Raw genomic sequence first — 17,337 nt, forward strand, 5'->3', positions numbered from 1 at the left:
CGGTCGTGTCCGGCGCGACGTTCAGTGCGCGGGATCGGCGGCCGGGCGCGCCGGTGCGCTCGGACTCGACAGGGCGGGGTAGGCGCGGTGCACCTGCGCGGCGACGACCGCCGCCACGACGGCCTTGAGCAGGTCACCGGGCAGGAAGGTGGCGTTCGCGCTCAGGGCCGCCCACAGCGTGAGATCGGTGCGCGCGAGCATGCCGGCGATCCCGAACGCGTAGAGCACGACGATGCCGCCGAGCACGTTGACGGCGATGCCCGGCAGCACCCGGTAGCGGGGCAGCATGCGCGCCGAGAGCCAGCCGATCACCGCCACGGCGGGCAGCCAGCCGAGCAGGAAGCCGACCGTGGGCCCGGCCAGCGCCGTGAGCGTGGTGCGTCCCCCCGCGAGCACCGGCAGCGCCAGGCCCAGCACGATCACCGTCGCCACCGACAGCACGCCCCTGCGGACGCCGAGCAGGGCGCCGGCAAGCATGACGCCCAGCGTCTGCAGCGTGATCGGCACGCCCGACGAGCCCATGGTGATCTGTCCGGGCAGGCCCAGGGCGATGATCAGGGCGGCGAACACGGCGATCTGTGCCAGGTCGCGGGCGGGCGTGCTGCGGGTCGAGGACACGATTCTCAGCCTTCTGACGAGGGGACCGAACCTGTCGAGGGTATGTCGCCGCGGCGTGCTCCCTGTCACCACCCCGCTCCGGGCCGGGCCCCCAGCAGTGCGGCTCCGGTCTCCGGGTAACCACCCATCTTTCCCTGATCTCTGCGTTGACCTGGTGTTTTTCGGTGCGGGGAGTGTCAGGATCGACCTCGACGGCAACGAGGCAAGGAGTGGACGATGTTCTGGAAGATCGTGGGTGTGGTGGCGCTGGTGTGGATCGCTCTCGTGGTGATCGGGGCGCTCGCGGAGCACCTGTTCGGAATTCTCGTGGTGAGTGCGCTGATCTTCGGCGGCTACATGGTGTACAAGGCCGTGAGCGGCAGCAAGGACGATCACATCACCCGGGTGTGAGGTCACGCCGGCTCATCGGCGCAGCAACTGCGCGACCAGCCGGCGTCCCTGCCCGAGCGACACGTCGGGCAGATACGCATGCCCGACGGCGAGTCCGATCGTGGGCAGTGCTGCGGCGTCGGGGAAGACCATGTACATGGGCCGGTGCTGCGGCTGGAACTTCGTTTTGAAGGCGAGTAGGGACCGGAATCCGTAGACCGGCTCGAGGGTGCGGCCCAGCAGATCGAGCAGCGCGTCGAGTGCGCCGCGGTCGAGTGCGTCGGCCGCCGGGTCGGTTCCGGCGAGCGGCGCGCCCGACAAGCTGAGGAACTCGAGACCCTCCTCCTGCGCGGACATCGCGGCGGAGGCGATGAGAAATTCCATTGCGGGACGGAATCCCTCCGAGCGGCGGCGCATGAAGTCCAGCGTCAGACCGATCAGGGCGCCGTCCCGGTAGACCGGCAGCCACGACGTCACCGCGTGCACGCGGTCGTCCGCGTCGATCGCCAGGAGCAGTCGCACCTCCGGGTCGCGCAGTTCTTCGAGGCCGCCGAGGGTGAAGCCCATCTCGGGGAGGCCCTTATCGGCGACCCACTCCTCGGAGATCGCCACGATCTGTTCCGTCACCGCCAGCGGAGCCTCGGCGAACGTCGTCCACCGTGCCTGCACTCCGTCCTTGACGGCGCGGTTGAGGGCGGTGCGCACGTCCTGGAACTTTTTGCCCTTGAAGGCGAGGCCGGGTAATGCCACGACCGTCTCCTCGGCTACCCGCAGGCAGCTCCAGCCGTGACCCCGGCCGATTGCGGCGGTGTCCTCCCCGACCGAGTAGAAGCACGGGGTCCAGCCGTTGCCGAGACAGTACGTGGCGAACTCGTCGACCGCCCGCTCGAGGTCGGCCGGATTGCCCACGGGGTCACCGGTGGTCAGCGCGACACCCGAGTGCACCCGGTAGGCGACGGCGTGCCGGCCGTCGGCGGTGAACCAGTACCGGTTGCCGCTCCACGTGGTCATCCAGGACAGGGAACTACCCCCGGGGCGGTGCAGCAGCGCACGGACGCGAAGCTCGTCGCGGGGATCGTGCCCGACGGCGGGGACCACGAAGCTGCGGAGCATCAGCATGCAGAATGTGACCCACACGAGCACTCCGACCCACTCGAACAGCAGTGTGGCGGGTGACGTCAGCGGCAGTACGGGGGGTTCGAACAACTGCAGGTACACAGGCGGCACGAGCCGTCGCGGCGCGTCGCGCAGCAGCGTGCCGATGCCCGGATCGCGGTCGAAGTCGTCGGAGAGCAGCGTTCCCAGCGCCACATAGGTGACGAGGGCGACGCCTGCGGCGGCCCCGGTGCCCAGCCACACGCGGGGATAGGTGCCGCGCGGTGCCTGCACGCCGAACAACCGCCGGGTCGCCAGCAGCAGCACGAGCACCGCGACAAGGGCGAGCAGCGGTGCGAGTTCCATGGAGACCGAGCTGCTGCGGCGCGCGCCGTACAGCAGTGAGCGGGTCTCGTCCTGCTCGGTGATCTGCACGATCACGCTCACTGCGGCCACGGCGATCAGTGCGACGTGTCCCCATACCGACAGGAGCCAGGCGGCGCGGCGCCCGCGACGCAGACCCTCCGCCCCGACCAGTAGCACCGCCGACGGCATGAGGTTCATCACCAGGGGCCCGATGCCCGACAAGCGCAGCGCCTGCTGCCCCTTGCGGCACTCGTCACGCAGAGCCGGGTCCGCGCAGACGTCGACCAGCTCCCGTGCGGTATAGGGGACCTGGTCGAACAGCTCGCGCAGCGCGGACAGCGGGCCGATGGCGTGTGGCGAGAACGCCGCGAGGACGGGCCCGAGGACGCTCGCCGCCACGACGAGCGCCACCAGGGTGCGGCGCTCCCGCACCGTGCCGCCGAGTGCCGGACCGCGGGCGGCCCGCCCGAACAGCACCGGACCGAGGAAAAACCCCGTCAGCGCCGCGCAGAGGCGCGTGACGTCCTGCAGGTGGCCGGCGAACAGCGCGGTCGTGACGAGGAACACCAGCACCAGTGTGCGAATACGGCGACGCCACAGAGTGCCCATCCCCGCGGTGGCCGCGAGCAGGGCGCCCAGGATCCACGGCAGTGGGTCCTCGATCAGGTGACCGTGCAGTTCGAATCCCCACGAGTTCGGTACGGAGGACGCGAGCAGCGCCACGACGAGCGCGAGCGTGGCACCTGCGCCCTGCGAGACCACGGCGGCCACCGCGAACCTGCCGACACCGATCCGGTTCTCGACGGGCACGGCCACCGCAAGGATCGCCGCAGTCGCCAGAATGTACTCGCCGAGACCGGAGGCGAACAGCCCGGAGGTCCACAGCACCCATACGCGGCCTTCGCCGATGCTGCCGGTACCCAGCGAGATCTGGAGGGCCAACTCGCGCGACGGGCCGTGCAGCACCGAACCAGTGACGAGTCCGGCCACCCAGAACACCGCGAGCAGGGTCAGGGACACCGGAGCCCGGCGCAGCACCCCACCGGCACGCGCCGTCATCGAGCGACGAGGCCGAGTCGTCGGCTGAGCCACGGCAACTCCTTCTCCAATCCGGCGGACCACACCGCGAAGCTGTGTGCGCCGGGAAGCTCCGTCAGGTGGACGTCCATTCCGGCGGCCGCGGCCGCTGTCGTCAGCTGCTCCAGCCCGGAGCGATATTCGCGGTCGTCGAGACCGACGACGAAGACACCCGCCGACCCGGGGTACCGGTTACGCGTCAGCAACTCGGCCGGGTTGTTGCGCGCGAAGGCGGCCGCGTCGCCGCCGAATACCTCCCGGACGGTGCGGTCCCGGTCTCCGATGGTGGGTTCCGCCTGCCCCGACAGGTCGAGGAAGGTCGGGTAGACGTCGGGCCGGGTGGTCGCCAGTTGCAGGGCGCACGTCCCGCCGTAGGAGAAGCCGCCGATCGCCCATCCGGACGGATCCGGGTCGACCTGCAGTTGCCTGCGCACCCAGGCCGGCACATCGACGGTCAGGTACGTCGCGACGTTGCCGAGATGCGAGTCGACGCACAGCGGGTTGTCGAACTGCCCGCCGGTTCCGTCGGCCAGCACGACGACGGGTGCGAGGCCGTCGTGCTCCGCCGCGTAGGCATCCATGATCTGCGTCAACCGTCCGCCGACGAGCCAGTCTTCGGTGCCACCGGGCTGGCCGGCCAGCAGCACCAGCACGGGCAGTTCGGGTCGCGGGTCGGCGAAGTACGCCGGGGGGAGGTAGATTCGTGCGTCCCGCGCACGGAATCCGGAGACAGCGCCCGGTATCCGTGCGGTCGTCACCGCCCCGGTTTCCGGCAGGTCGCCGCGCGGTGTCCAGTTCTCCGACAGAGGTCGCCGGTCGATCGTCGCCGCCGCCGAGCCCAAGGCCTCGGCGAGCGGCACCGTGCGGTAGTTGCTCAGACCCAGAGCCGCACGCACCGTCGGGTAGGCGTCGTACACCGCGTTGACCTGCCCCGCGGCGGCCACCACCACCGCTACGACGGCCACGACGAGACCGGCCGCGGCCAGCGGTCGCCGGTCCCGGTGCCGGACGACCCAGCGGCCGGCGCCGAGCGCGATTGCCAGGACGGCCAGGCCGGACCACACGTACACCGAGCGCGGCAGTCGGTCCGGAAACGGTCGCCACACCTGCTCGACGAGCACGGCCGCCGCGAGCACGAGCACAACCGTGGACACGACGGCCACGGGAACCCACACGACGAGCCATCGGCGGCTACGGCGTGCGACGAGCGCGGTGAAACCGCCGACGGCGAGGACGACAAACACCACGGCGGCAGCCGTCGTGGTCAGATGCACGTCGAGCGCTGCTTCGACGAGTCCGGACCACGACACGACATCCAGTATGCGCGAGGCTCCCACCGGCGCACCGGGATCGGCGATAGTAGAGGAATGGAACCGGTACCCGAGGACTGGCAGCGTGCGCTCGTGATCGCCGCGCACCCGGACGACATCGAGTACGGTGCGGCCTCGGCGGTGGCGCGGTGGACCCGCCAGGGCAAGGACGTGCGGTACGTGCTGGCGACCAGCGGTGAGGCCGGCATCGCGGGTCTGCCGCCGGCCGAGTGCGGGCCGCTGCGTGAGCAGGAGGAGCGGGCGTCGGCTCGCGTCGTCGGAGTCGAGGTGGTGGAGTTCCTCGGGCACCCGGACGGCCGCCTGGTGGCCGGGCCGGACCTGCGTCGCGATCTTGCGGCGGCGATCCGGCGGCACCGTCCCGAGATGGTGGTGACCGGCCACTTCGGGCTCACGTGGTTTCCCGGTGTCCTCAACAGTGCCGACCATCGGGCCCTGGGACTGAGCGTGCTCGACGCGGTCGCCGACGCGGCGAACGAATGGATCTTCCCGGAGCTGGCCGAGCAGGGGCTGCCGCCGTGGCCCGGGGTGCGGTGGGTCGCGGTGAACACGACGTCTCCGACTCACGCGGTGGACGTCACCGACACGGTCGAGGCCGGCGTCGCGTCCCTCGCCGAGCATCGCCGCTACCTCGAGGCGCTCGCGGCCGACCCGGTGATCGACCAGGCCCGGGCGCAGGTGGAGTCGGCCACCGCGGCGCTGCCCGGCTTCGACCGGGCCGCCGGTTTCGAGCTCTACACGTTCGGGGGCTGAGCACCGGGCACGAGGACGACTCCGGCTCCGGGTACGGCCTCGACGTCGACGGGCAGCGGGCCGAGCGGCTCGCCGTCCGCGTACGCGGAGATGCCGGGACATTCGAGCCGCACTCGCCGGGTGCGGCGCACGGTCACCTCGTCCAGCTCGACATGGGTGCCGCGGTAGACGGTCGGGAACAGGCGCAGCAGGCGGGTCCGGTTGGCCGAGGTCACGATCACGACGTCGAGGAGACCGTCGTCGAGACGTGCGGCCGGGGCGATGCGCATGCCGCCCCCGTAGGTCGAGGCGTTGCCCACGGCCACCATCGTCGCCGCCACCTCGAGGTCGCCGTCGTCCAGCGTGATGCGGTACGGCAGCAAGCGCAGATGCGCCAGTTCCGCGACCATCGCGACGTTGTAGCGCAGTCGGCCGCGCGGCCGCCGCATCCGGTTGGCGCGGTCGGTGACCAGTGAGTCGAAGCCGCTGGCGAGCACGGTGCCGAACCAGTGGTCCGGCCGGCCGGCCGCCCGGACCCGGCCGAGATCGATCGTCCGCGTCGACCCGTCGGCGACCACGTCGGCCGCGGCCACCGGGTCCGACGGCAGCTGCAGGACGCGGGCCAGATCGTTCCCGGTCCCGGCCGGGACGATGCCGAGCGGTATGCCGCTCTGCGCGAGTGCCTGCCAGGCGAGCCAGACGAGCCCGTCCCCGCCGACCGCGACGAGTGCCCCGGTACCGGCGGCCACGGTGCGCCGGACCAGTGCGAGCGAGTGCTGTGGGGTGTCGCCGGCGATCTCGGTGACGTGCAGGCCCCGTTCGCGCAACCGGGTCGTGGCGGCCCTCGTCGCGCGCGCGGTACGCGGACCCGCGGCCGGATTCGTCAGGACGGTGACGGATTCGATCACGGCAGCAGCTTCCCAGGGTTGAGGATGCCGCGCGGGTCGATTGCGTCCTTGACCGCGTTCAGCAGGCCGGTGCCGAGTGTGCCGATCTCCTCGGCCATCCAGGGCCGGTGGTCCCGGCCGACGGCATGATGGTGGGTGACCGTGCCGCCGGCCGTCACGATCGCGTCCGTGGCGGCGCGTTTGGCTGCCGACCACTGCGCGAGGGGATCGTCCGCCTGTGCGCACACGACGGTGAAGTACAGGGATGCCCCGGTGGGGTACGTGTGCGAGATGTGACACAGCACCAGAGGCGGGGTGCCCTGATCCTGCAGCGATGCGGTGAGCGCGTCGATCACCGCGGTCCGCAACCGCGCCAGATTACTCCACGTGGTGGCGGTTTCGAGGGTCTCGGCGAGCGCCCCGGCCCGCAGCAGCGCGTCGCGCAGGTGCGGTGCGTCGAACCGGCCGTCCTCCCAGGTCCGGGCCGGTTCTTCGCCGAGGTCGGTGCCGCCCGTGGCTGCGAGCAGGGCATCGACCTCGGCGGCGCGGGCGCGCACGTGGTCCGCGGTGCCCTCGACGGTGGTCACGGCCAGGCAGCCGGTGGGGGCGGTCGAACCGATGTGTTCGTGCAGCGCGAGATTGACGGCGGTCTCGGACTCGTCCGACAGACGCAGCACGGTGGGGACGGCGCCGGTCTGCACCAGGGTGCGCAGGGCGTCCGCACCGGTGGCGAAGTCGGGGAACGACCAGGCGCGACGGGCGACCGCGGCGGGGACCGGGTGGATTCGCACGCCGACCTCGGTGACGATGCCGAACAGTCCCTCGGAGCCGAGGAACAACTGCCGCAGGTCCGGTCCGGCGGCCGAGGCCGGCGCGCGCCCTGCGCGCACGGTACCGCTCGGCGTCGCGACGACGAGATGCTCGACCATGTCGTCGAACCGGCCGTAGCCCGCCGATGCCTGGCCGGAGGACCGGGTCACGGCGAACCCGCCCACGGTCGCGTGGCGGAAGCTCTGCGGGAAGTGCCCGAGCGAGAAGCCGTGGGCGCCGAGCAGTTCCTCGACCTGTGGTCCGGTGGCGCCGGCCTGCAGCGTCGCCACGCCGGAGACCGGATCGAGATCGGTGAGCGCATTCATCCGTTGCAGGTCCACGGCGACGACGGCGTCGAATCCGTCGCGCACCGGGTCCAGGCCGCCGACGACGCTGGTGCCGCCGCCGAACGGGACGACGGCGATCGCCTCGCCGGCGCAGTAGTCGAGTACGGCGAGTACCTCGTCGTGGCTGCCGGGCCGCACCACCGCGTCGGGAGCATCCTGCGGTCCCGGGTCCTGTCGTCGCAGCAGGTCGAGGGTGCTCTTGCCGCCGGCGTGACGGAGGCGGGCCGCGTCGTCGTCGCCGACGTGCCCGGGGCCGACGATGCGGCCGAGGCCGTGGCGGTGCCGCGTGTCCAGGCGGGAGGGGAGGAGTCGCACCGCGCTCTCGGCCAGGGACGGGGCCCGGTGGGTGTCCACGCCGAGGGCCTGCTGCAGCAGGGTGCGGACGCCGTCGCCGAGTTCCTTCCGGCGATCCGCCGTACCCCACGCGTCCCACTCCATCTCGGCGGCAGCGGACGGATGGCGGGGTGTGAAGCTCACAGTCATGCGTTACAGTGTTACATACAATGTCTATCCGTAACGAAGAATTCCGGTCGTCGGGTGCGCCGGCAACGACCGTCGAGGATCAGATCCTCGACGCCACCCGCTCCTGCCTGCTCGACTTCGGACTGCGGCGCACCACCCTCGCCGAGGTGGCACGCCGCGCCGGTGTCAGCCGCCCCACGGTCTATCGCCGCTGGCCCGACACCCGTGCCCTGGTCGCGGACCTGCTCACCCGGGAGATCCGCGCCGTACTCCCGGATCTCGACGGCGAGGGACCCGTCCGGCCGCGGATCGTACGGGCCGTCGTGACGGCCGTCGACGAGATCGGCGCGCACCCGCTGTTCGAGAAGATCCTCCGATCGGATCCGGACCTGCTCATGACGTACATCGTGGACCGGCTCGGCACCAGCCAGCACGCGGTCCTCGAGGTGCTGACCGGTGCGCTCACCCGCGGTCAGCGCGACGGCACCGTCCGCAGCGGCGACGTCCGTGCGCTCGCCGCGTTCGTACTGCTCACCGCCCAGTCGGTCGTGCAGTCCGCCGGGATGATCGCCGAGGTGGTCGACCGCGAGGCACTGCTGACCGAGCTGGCGCACGCCGTGGACACCTACCTCGCACCTGCCGGAGAGGATCGACCGTGACCGGACCTGCCTCCAGTGCCCTCGACGCCGCCCGCAGACGCCGGGAACTCGACGACCTCGCCGCCGACCCCACCGTCGACGTGCTCGTCGTCGGCGGCGGTGTCACCGGCACGGGCGCCGCCCTCGACGCGGCGTCGCGCGGCCTGAGCGTCGTCCTCGTCGAACGTCACGATCTCGCCTTCGGCACGAGCCGGTGGAGCTCGAAGCTCGTCCACGGCGGACTGCGCTACCTCGCCACCGGGAACATCGGCATCGCCCGCGAGAGCGCCGTCGAGCGGGGCATCCTCATGACCCACACGGCGCCGCACCTGGTGCGGGCGATGCCGCAGCTGGTGCCGCTGCTGCCGTCGGTGGGACGCGGCGAGGCCGCACTTGTACGCACCGGGTTCCTGGCCGGCGACGCCCTGCGCGTCTCCGCGCACACCCCGTCCGCGGTGCTGCCGCGCTCGCGTCGCATCGGCGCGGGACGCGTCGCCGGCCTGGTGCCCGCCGTCCGGCGCGACGGATTGCGCGGGGGCCTGCTCGCGTACGACGGTCAGCTCGTCGACGACGCCCGGCTCGTCGTCGCGCTCGCCCGCACCGCCGCCTCCCACGGCGCCCGCATCCTCACCCGCGTCGACGCGCAGTCCGTCACCGCCGGCGGCGCCGTCCTGCGTGACACGCTCACCGGCACCGAGATCCGGGTGGCGGCCGCCGCCGTGATCAATGCGGCCGGCGTGTGGGCCGGACAGGTCGATCCTTCGATCCGGCTACGGCCCAGCCGCGGCACGCACCTCGTCCTCGACGCCACCGCCCTCGGCAACCCGACCGCCGCGCTGACCGTGCCGATTCCCGGTGCCACCAACCGATTCGTCTTCGCGCTGCCCGCCCAGTCGGGCCGGATCTACCTGGGTCTGACCGACGAGCCGGCGCCCGGCCCGCTGCCGGACGTCCCGCAGGCCACCGACAACGAGATCGACTTTCTCCTCGACACCGCCAACACGGCCCTCGCCACACCCCTGACCCGCAACGACGTCCTCGGGGCCTTCGCGGGACTGCGGCCGCTGCTCGACTCGTCCGCACCGGGCACCGAAATCGGGGACGCCACCGCGGACCTGTCACGCCGGCACGCCGTCGTGCGGTCCGAGCACGGTCCGATCGGCATCGTCGGGGGCAAGCTCACCACCTACCGGCGGATGGCGCAGGACGCCGTCGACGCGGCGGTCGAGGCCGCCGGGCTGCGCGCCGGACCGTGCCGCACCACGCGGCTTGCCCTCGTCGGCGCAGCCCCGCCCGGCGTGCTGCGCACCGTCGCGGCCCCGCCGAACCTGGTGCGGCGTTACGGAACCGAAGCTGCGCTGCTCGCCGCGGGTCCGCACGCGCTCGAGCCGATCGCCCCCGGACTCGACGTCAGCCGGGCGGAACTCGAGTTCGCGGTCACCCACGAGGGCGCCCTGGATGTCGACGACATCCTCGACCGCCGCACCCGGATCGGACTCGTACCCGGTGACCGGGCCAGGGCGCTCGCCGTCGCCGGTGACGTGCTGGCTGACGTGCCGGACTGACCCCGGCAGCGACCGGTGTGACACCTGCCGCACTCCGATCGGGAATCGCAGGTGTGCCCGCACCCGTTGCCCCTGCCATGGACCTGTTCACATCCGTCACTCTCGGAGATCTCGAGCTCGCCAATCGGGTCGTCATGGCCCCGCTGACCCGGCTGCGGTCCGGACCGTCGGGTGTTCCCGGCGACCTGGTGGTCGAGCACTACCGGCAGCGGGCGAGCGTGGGGCTGATCATCACCGAAGGCACCTACCCCAACCACGAGTCGCAGGCCTTCGTCGGCCAGCCGGGAATCGTCACCGACGCGCAGGTGGCCGGCTGGCGACGGGTGGCCGACGCGGTGCACGCCCGCGGCGGCCACATCGTGATGCAGGTGATGCACGGCGGACGCGTGACCCACCCCGACGTGAACGGCGGCCGACGGGTCGTCGCTCCGAGCGCGATTGCGATCGACGGCGTGGGACACACCGAGAAGGGCAAGCAGCCGTACCCGATACCGCACGCGCTGACCACCGACGAAGCGCGCGGGATCGTCGAGGACTTCGTCGCCGCGGCGCGGCGGGCGATCGAGGCCGGGCTGGACGGGGTGGAAATCCACGGCGCCAACGGCTACCTGCTGCACGAGTTCCTTTCACCGGCCGCCAATCAGCGTACGGACGAGTACGGCGGCTCTCCGGAGAACCGGGCCCGCTTCGTCGTCGAAGTGGTCACGGCGGTGGCGTCGGCCATCGGCCCCGGCCGGGTCGGACTGCGGATCTCGCCCGAGCACAACATCCAGGACGCCTACGAGACCGACCGCGACGACGTCCTCGCCACCTACGGCGCCCTCCTCGATCGACTGCGTCCACTGGGCCTGGCATACCTTTCCGTGCTGCACAAGGAACCGGCCGGCGAACTGGTGCAGGAGCTGCGCCGGCGGTTCGGCGGCAAGTTGATCGGCAACAGCGGCTTCGGCTCGCCGACCACCCGGGACGAAGCGGTGGAGCTGATCGAGGCCGCCCACGCCGATGCCGTGGCCGTGGGCCGGGCGGTCCTCGCCAACCCGGACCTGGTCGAGCGGTGGGCGGGGGAGCACCCGGAGAACCAGCCGCAATCGGCGCTGTTCTACTCGTCGGGCGCCGAGGGCTACACCGACTACCCCTTCCTGCACGCGGGCTGACCCCACGGTTCTGCCCGGCTCCGGCAGCCGGGCAGAACCGGCCAGGTGGCTGCGTGCCTCGTGCCCTCGTGATCACCTGCCGCCGACCGGGCCACCGACGCCGGGTGCGGGCGACGCTGCCGCGCCTCGGGCGACATCGGGTAGCACCGCGATCCGATTCGGAGCATTCGGGTGCGGGTCCTGCGTCGGTGCGCGATATTCTGAGACGGCCGTCGGGCGGGCGCCACGACGGACTCGGGAGTGGACGACACCGTGGGAGAATTGCAGCCCGGTTCCGTGTTCGCCGGGTACCGCATCGAACGCCGCCTCGCGACCGGGGGCATGGGCAGCGTCTACCTGGCGCGGCATCCCAACCTGCCGCGTTTCGTTGCACTGAAGCTGCTCGACCTGTCGGCGAACGCGAATCCCGGCAACCGCAGCCGGTTCCTCCGGGAGGCCGATCACGTCGCGCGGCTCGAACATCCCAACATCGTCACCGTGTACGACCGCGGCAACGTCGGCGACCAGTTGTGGATTGCGATGCAGTACGTGGACGGCACCGATGCGGTGGGCGCTCTGCGAGAGGGGCCGATGCGTCCGGCGCGCGCCGTGCGCATCGTGTCCGAGACCGCTCGGGCACTCGATCACGCGCATGCGCACGGTGTGCTGCACCGCGACGTCAAGCCCGCGAACATCCTGCTCGCCCCGAGCAGCGGAAGTGAACCGGAGCGCGTCCTGCTCGCGGACTTCGGGATCGCCAAGAGTCTCGGCAGCACGGCGGTCACCGAGACCGGCATCCTCGTCGCCAGCCTGCAGTACGCCTCCCCGGAGCAGATCGAGGGACGGCCGCCCGGCCCTCGCACCGACGTCTACGCCCTGGGGTGCACGCTCTATCAGTTGCTCACGGCGCGGCCCCCCTTCCCGGGAACCGAGGCGGCGCATCTGGTCCACGCACATCTGCATCTGGCCCCGCCACGTCCCACCGCGGCGCGGCCCGAGCTACCACCCGCGCTCGACGCGGTGATCGCCCGCGCGATGGCCAAGCGGCCCGAGGATCGTTTCCCCACGTGCGGCGCGCTGGCCGCAGCCGCGCGCGCCGCTCTCGACGAGCCGGTCACCGAGCCGACGCGGACGGTCTCCGCCGCGTCGACCGCCACCCCGGTGTCTCCCGGGCCCCCTGCCGCGTCCGGACATCCGGGGGCGCGTTCTCCGCGGCCGCTGCTCGTGCTGCTGGGCGTGGTGGCGGCTGTCACGCTGGCCGGGGCACTGACCGGGATCCTGCTCGCCCGCGACGGCTCGCAGGACGCGGACGTGCGGGCCGGCATCTCGGCCACCGGACGGGTCGACACCCCCGGCCCGGCCACGCTTCCTTCGGTGTCCGTCCCGGCCACGGCGGAGATCACCGACATCACCACCTCCGCCCTCGCACCGACGACCACCGCCGCGCCACAGAGCCGCCCGGACCGCATCCCCGTCGCGCAGGCAGGTATCCGGGGCTTCGACGACGACATCGGGCCGCGCTGCAACGCTGCCGACGAGGCCGTCGCGGTGGCGCGCACTTCGGAATCTCGGGTCTTGGTGTGCCGCAACGGCTTCGACGGCCTCTACTACAAGGGTCTGCGACTCGGCGACGGCGCCGACATCGAGCTGGCCGATGCCGTCCCGGACGCCGCCGGATTCACGGTCGTGTCGGGACCTGTGCGCTACACGTTCGACCGGAACGAACTGCTGATCATCGAGAACGGAACGGTCACCACCCGCGAACAGGTGCTCCAGTTCTGGTCGGCGTATCCCTGAAAGGCCGCTCGCCCGGGGCGACCGGAACGGAGTGATCACCGGAAGCGACCGCCATACCCGTCTTCGAAGGGACCGACCACCGATCGGTGAGCCGACCGTCGAAGAAGCCACCCGTGCGGGGACCTGCCCGCTCGCTGTGGGGGAGCGGCCGTCCGCCGGACCCGGCATCACGGGCGCGTGCGCGACGAACGTCGGCTGGGGACGGTGCCACGCTGCGTGCTCGTCGACGTGCCCGCCTGCGACGACCTCGTCGCACCGTCCGGGCGGGCCGACGGGATCGGCACGTCCGGGTGCCCCGCCGCCGGCCCGATCCTCGCTGTCCGCAGAGTGCGGGAACCCGGTGTGGCAGTCTGAATCGATGCGAGTGGCAGTGGTGGCCGGGCCGGACGCGGGGCATGCGATCCCCGCGATAGCCCTGAGCCTGCGGCTGGCCGAGGCGGGCGACGACCCGGTTCTGTTCACCGGCGAGCGGTGGCTGGGCCTGGACCTCGACGGCGTGACCCTGGCCCCGCTCGCCGGCCTGGCGCCGCGTCCGGAGGACGACGATGCCGATGCCGGCGCCCGCATCCATGCCCGCGCCGCGCATATCGCGGCGGAGATGCTGCCCGGGCTCAGCGCCCTGCTTCCCGATCTCGTCGTCTCGGACGTCCTCACCGCCGGCGGCGGCATGGCCGCGGAACGTCTCGGCATCCCGTGGGTGGAGTTGTCGCCCCATCCGCTGTATCTGCCCTCGCGGGGGTTGCCGCCCGTCGGGAGCGGTCTCGCCCCCGGCACCGGCCTGCGCGGCCGGGCGCGGGACGCGGTGCTGCGGGCGGCGACCGCCCGCTCGATTCGGCAGGGGGAGCGCGAACGGGCGCAGGCGCGCGTCGGGATCGGCCTGGCCGCGCGGGATCCGGGACCGGCAGCCCGGCTCGTCGCCACGCTTCCGGCCCTCGAGGTGCCGCGACCGGACTGGCCCGCGCAGGCGCACGTCGTGGGCCCGCTGCTGTGGGAACCCACCCGCGAGGTCCTGGAGCCGCCCGCCGGCGACGGACCCCTGGTGATGGTGGCGCCGTCCACCGCGGCCACCGGCGTGCCCGGCCTGCTCGACGCCGTGTGCGCGGGTCTCGGCGGCTCCGGGATGCGGATCGTCGTCGCGATGCTCGAGCCGCCCGAGCGGGCCTGGCCGGACGGTGTCGTGGCCGGGCACGGCCGGCAGGACCTGCTGCTCGAGCAGGCCGACGTGGTGGTGTGTGGCGGCGGGCACGGGATGCTCGCCAAGGCGCTGAGCGCCGGGGTGCCCGCCGTGGTGGTGCCCGGCGGCGGCGACCAGTGGGAACTGGCCAATCGGGCCGCCCGGCAGGGCAGCGCGGTCGTCGTGCGGCCACTCGAGCCGGGCGCACTGCGGGCGGCTGTGGACACCGTGCTGGCCGAGCCGCGCTTCGCCCGGTCGGCGCGCCTGGCCGCCGCGACGGCAGCGCAGGTCGAGGACCCGATCGCCGTCTGCCGCGGCGTCGTGCCCGAGGTACGGTGACGCGGGTGCGGTGACGCGGGCGCGGTGATGGGACAGGCGCCGGGCGCCGGGGCCCACGCCGGAGAGCGACTACCGTGGCTCGGGTGCGACTGACCGAATTCCACGAGTATGTCCGCAACGAGTTCGGGCAGATGCGTGGCGACGCCCTGCTCCGTGACCACGTCCTGCTCTCCCTCGGCGGGCACACCGCCGCCGAGGCCATCGAGGCCGGGCAGGAACCCCGCGAGGTGTGGCGGGCCCTGTGCGACGAATTCGACGTCCCGCCCGCACGCCGGTGAACCGCCGCGCCGTTCCGTTCGAACAATTGTTCGCCTATGCTGGGGCGCGGGTGGTGGAGAAGTAGTCCACAGGCGTCCGATTCATCCACAGATCCGGCCGCTCGCCGGTCGGGACGGCGAACTTGTCGGTGCCGGACTCTAACGTCATCGGCAAGCAAGACGAGACTCGAAAAGGGGACCACGATGGCACCACAGGCACACGATCGCGACAAGGCGCTCGAACTGGCGCTCGCGCAGATCGACAAGAGCTTCGGCAAGGGCTCGGTGATGCGCCTGGGGGAGGAGTCCCGCCAGCCCATCGCCGTGATCCCGACCGGCTCGATCGCACTCGACGTCGCGCTCGGCATCGGTGGCCTCCCGCGCGGACGGGTCGTCGAGATCTACGGCCCGGAATCGTCCGGTAAGACGACGGTCGCGCTGCACGCGGTCGCCAACGCCCAGGCCGCCGGCGGCATCGCGGCCTTCATCGACGCCGAGCACGCTCTCGATCCGGAGTACGCCCGCAAGCTCGGCGTCGACACCGACGCCCTGCTCGTGTCGCAGCCGGATACCGGTGAGCAGGCACTCGAGATCGCGGACATGCTGATCCGTTCCGGCGCGCTCGACATCATCGTGGTCGACTCGGTGGCGGCCCTGGTGCCGCGCGCCGAGATCGAGGGCGAGATGGGTGACAGCCACGTCGGACTGCAGGCCCGCCTGATGAGCCAGGCACTGCGCAAGATGACCGGCGCGCTCAACAACTCCGGCACCACCGCGATCTTCATCAACCAGCTGCGCGAGAAGATCGGCGTCATGTTCGGGTGCTTCTCCTACGGCACCCGGGTCCAGCTGGCCGACGGCACGACGGAGAAGATCGGCAAGATCGTCAACCAGAAGATGGACGTCGAGGTGATGTCCTACGATCCCGACACCGACAGCATCGTGCCGCGCCGGATCGTGAACTGGTTCGACAACGGCCGTGCCGACCATTTCCTGCAGTTCACTGTGGAGAAGTCCGGAGGGAACGGTCGGTCTCAGTTCGCCGCGACTCCGAACCATCTCATCCGTACACCGGGAGGGTGGACCCCTGCCGGTGAGATCATCGCCGGTGACCGCGTCCTCTCGATGGAACCGCATCGCCTGAGCGACCAGCAGTTCCAGATCGTCCTGGGCTCGTTGATGGGGGACGGCAATCTCTCCCCGAACCGGCGTGACCGCAACGGCGTTCGCTTCCGCATGGGGCACGGTCCTGCGCAACACGCGTACCTCGACTGGAAGACGAATCTGCTCGGCAACATCGGGCACTCCGTGCGGGAGAACGACAAGGGTGCGAAGTTCGTCGACTTCACGCCGCTGCCCGAGCTGGCGGAGCTGCAGCGCGCCGTGTACCTCGGGGACGGCAAGAAGTTTCTCTCGGAGGAGTATCTGAAGTCGCTCACACCGCTTGCGCTGGCGGTCTGGTACATGGACGACGGGTCGTTCTCTGTGCGTTCCAAGGGAGTGCAGCAGCGTACCGAGGATGGAAGTGGCCGTATCGAGATCTGTGTGGAGGCCATGAGCGAGGGCTCGCGCGCACGTCTGCGCGACTACCTGCGAGATGTCCACGGACTCGACGTTCGGCTGCGACTCGCCGGCGCCGCGCAGAAGGCCGTGCTGGTCTTCTCCACGTCGGCCTCCGCGAAGTTCCAGGAGATCGTTGCGCCGTACATGGCCCCTTCGATGGAGTACAAGTTGCTGCCCCGCTTCCGCGGTCTCGGCATCGTGGCTCCCGAATTCGTGGAGCCGACTCAGCGGCTCGTCCCCTCGCGTGTGCTCGACGTGCACGTGAAGCCGCCGACCCGGTCGATGAGCCGTTTCGATATCGAGGTCGAGGGCAACCACAACTACTTCGTCGACGGTGTAATGGTTCACAATTCACCCGAAACGACCACCGGCGGTAAGGCTTTGAAGTTCTACGCGTCGGTGCGACTGGATGTGCGGCGCATCGAGACCCTCAAGGACGGCTCCGATGCGGTGGGCAACCGCACCCGCGTCAAGGTCGTCAAGAACAAGGTGTCGCCGCCCTTCAAGCAGGCCGAGTTCGACATCCTCTACGGCCACGGCATCAGTAAGGAGGGCTCGCTCATCGACATGGGTGTCGAGCAGGGCTTCATCCGCAAGTCCGGCTCCTGGTACACCTACGAGGGCGATCAGCTCGGTCAGGGCAAGGAGAACGCCCGCAAGTTCCTGCTCGAGAACACCGACATCCGGGACGAGATCGAGAAGAAGATCAAGGAGAAGCTCGGGATCGGGGCGGATATCACCGCCGAGAACGCCGACGAGCCCGCCGACTTCTGAGTCGGG

At 71.4% G+C, this 17,337-nt stretch carries 15 protein-coding genes; 10 read left to right on the forward strand and 5 right to left on the reverse strand.

Annotation, left to right across the window (positions count from 1 at the left end; genetic code table 11):
- Window positions 1-21 precede the first annotated feature (21 nt).
- The gene (locus ACWPQI_RS10410) at window positions 22-618 is read right to left on the reverse strand and encodes a biotin transporter BioY (protein ID WP_017680682.1); all 597 of its coding nucleotides are present in this window, start codon (window positions 616-618) and stop codon (window positions 22-24) included.
- A 216-nt stretch (window positions 619-834) separates the two neighbouring features.
- Between ACWPQI_RS10410 and ACWPQI_RS10415 the strand changes: the two genes are divergently transcribed.
- A complete protein-coding gene (locus ACWPQI_RS10415) occupies window positions 835-1,008 on the forward strand; it encodes a hypothetical protein (RefSeq protein WP_003935645.1) in 174 nt (57 codons plus the stop codon).
- A 12-nt stretch (window positions 1,009-1,020) separates the two neighbouring features.
- On the opposite strand, the gene ACWPQI_RS10420 is transcribed toward ACWPQI_RS10415, so the two are convergent.
- Entirely contained in the window at window positions 1,021-3,507 is a 2,487-nt protein-coding gene (locus ACWPQI_RS10420; RefSeq protein ID WP_474738848.1) for a bifunctional lysylphosphatidylglycerol flippase/synthetase MprF, read from the reverse strand.
- Window positions 3,504-4,835, reverse strand: a complete 1,332-nt coding sequence (locus ACWPQI_RS10425; protein ID WP_017680680.1) for an alpha/beta hydrolase — start codon at window positions 4,833-4,835, stop codon at window positions 3,504-3,506. The genes ACWPQI_RS10420 and ACWPQI_RS10425 overlap by 4 nt, the downstream gene beginning before the upstream one ends.
- Window positions 4,836-4,892: 57 nt before the next feature.
- Here ACWPQI_RS10425 and ACWPQI_RS10430 point away from each other — a divergent pair, with 57 nt between their 5' ends.
- Window positions 4,893-5,606 carry a PIG-L deacetylase family protein gene (locus ACWPQI_RS10430; RefSeq protein WP_010592659.1) on the forward strand — a complete coding sequence of 238 codons (714 nt, stop codon included), beginning with the start codon at window positions 4,893-4,895 and terminating at the stop codon, window positions 5,604-5,606.
- On the opposite strand, the gene ACWPQI_RS10435 is transcribed toward ACWPQI_RS10430, so the two are convergent.
- A complete protein-coding gene (locus ACWPQI_RS10435; RefSeq protein ID WP_124259252.1) occupies window positions 5,588-6,493 on the reverse strand; it encodes a diacylglycerol kinase in 906 nt (301 codons plus the stop codon). The genes ACWPQI_RS10430 and ACWPQI_RS10435 overlap by 19 nt on opposite strands.
- On the reverse strand, window positions 6,490-8,112 hold the full coding sequence (locus ACWPQI_RS10440) for an FAD-binding oxidoreductase (RefSeq protein ID WP_124259253.1): 1,623 nt from the start codon (window positions 8,110-8,112) through the stop codon (window positions 6,490-6,492). Before ACWPQI_RS10440 ends, ACWPQI_RS10435 begins: the two co-directional genes overlap by 4 nt.
- A gap of 20 nt (window positions 8,113-8,132) precedes the next feature.
- Between ACWPQI_RS10440 and ACWPQI_RS10445 the strand changes: the two genes are divergently transcribed.
- From ACWPQI_RS10445 to recA, 8 genes are all read left to right on the forward strand, one after another.
- Window positions 8,133-8,750, forward strand: coding sequence for a TetR/AcrR family transcriptional regulator (locus ACWPQI_RS10445; RefSeq protein ID WP_048772784.1), 618 nt, complete (start codon window positions 8,133-8,135; stop codon window positions 8,748-8,750).
- A complete protein-coding gene (locus ACWPQI_RS10450) occupies window positions 8,747-10,294 on the forward strand; it encodes a glycerol-3-phosphate dehydrogenase/oxidase (protein WP_010592655.1) in 1,548 nt (515 codons plus the stop codon). Before ACWPQI_RS10445 ends, ACWPQI_RS10450 begins: the two co-directional genes overlap by 4 nt.
- A gap of 77 nt (window positions 10,295-10,371) precedes the next feature.
- The gene (locus tag ACWPQI_RS10455) at window positions 10,372-11,448 is read left to right on the forward strand and encodes an alkene reductase (protein ID WP_059174599.1); all 1,077 of its coding nucleotides are present in this window, start codon (window positions 10,372-10,374) and stop codon (window positions 11,446-11,448) included.
- Between the two features lie 240 nt (window positions 11,449-11,688).
- Complete coding sequence (locus tag ACWPQI_RS10460) at window positions 11,689-13,224, forward strand: serine/threonine-protein kinase (protein WP_010592653.1); 1,536 nt, start codon at window positions 11,689-11,691, stop codon at window positions 13,222-13,224.
- A 177-nt stretch (window positions 13,225-13,401) separates the two neighbouring features.
- Entirely contained in the window at window positions 13,402-13,578 is a 177-nt protein-coding gene (locus ACWPQI_RS10465) for a hypothetical protein (protein ID WP_157179985.1), read from the forward strand.
- A 4-nt stretch (window positions 13,579-13,582) separates the two neighbouring features.
- Window positions 13,583-14,737 carry a glycosyltransferase gene (locus tag ACWPQI_RS10470; RefSeq protein WP_026137740.1) on the forward strand — a complete coding sequence of 385 codons (1,155 nt, stop codon included), beginning with the start codon at window positions 13,583-13,585 and terminating at the stop codon, window positions 14,735-14,737.
- An 83-nt stretch (window positions 14,738-14,820) separates the two neighbouring features.
- Complete coding sequence (locus ACWPQI_RS10475; RefSeq protein WP_010592651.1) at window positions 14,821-15,015, forward strand: DUF3046 domain-containing protein; 195 nt, start codon at window positions 14,821-14,823, stop codon at window positions 15,013-15,015.
- Window positions 15,016-15,198: 183 nt separating this feature from the next.
- Window positions 15,199-17,331 carry an intein-containing recombinase RecA gene (recA, locus tag ACWPQI_RS10480; RefSeq protein ID WP_010592650.1) on the forward strand — a complete coding sequence of 711 codons (2,133 nt, stop codon included), beginning with the start codon at window positions 15,199-15,201 and terminating at the stop codon, window positions 17,329-17,331.
- The last annotated feature ends 6 nt before the right edge of the window (window positions 17,332-17,337 follow it).

It is taken from the genome of Rhodococcus sp. LMD, assembly GCF_056108245.1.

Bases quoted from the DNA above. Each gene is read 5' to 3' on its own strand.
- ACWPQI_RS10415 (WP_003935645.1), top strand. From the start codon at position 835: ATGTTCTGGAAGATCGTGGGTGTGGTGGCGCTGGTGTGGATCGCTCTC.
- ACWPQI_RS10470 (WP_026137740.1), top strand. From the start codon at position 13,583: ATGCGAGTGGCAGTGGTGGCCGGGCCGGACGCGGGGCATGCGATCCCC.
- ACWPQI_RS10440 (WP_124259253.1), bottom strand. From the start codon at position 8,112: ATGACTGTGAGCTTCACACCCCGCCATCCGTCCGCTGCCGCCGAGATG.
- ACWPQI_RS10455 (WP_059174599.1), top strand. From the start codon at position 10,372: ATGGACCTGTTCACATCCGTCACTCTCGGAGATCTCGAGCTCGCCAAT.
- ACWPQI_RS10430 (WP_010592659.1), top strand. From the start codon at position 4,893: ATGGAACCGGTACCCGAGGACTGGCAGCGTGCGCTCGTGATCGCCGCG.
- ACWPQI_RS10420 (WP_474738848.1), bottom strand. From the start codon at position 3,507: ATGACGGCGCGTGCCGGTGGGGTGCTGCGCCGGGCTCCGGTGTCCCTG.
- ACWPQI_RS10445 (WP_048772784.1), top strand. From the start codon at position 8,133: ATGTCTATCCGTAACGAAGAATTCCGGTCGTCGGGTGCGCCGGCAACG.
- recA (WP_010592650.1), top strand. From the start codon at position 15,199: ATGGCACCACAGGCACACGATCGCGACAAGGCGCTCGAACTGGCGCTC.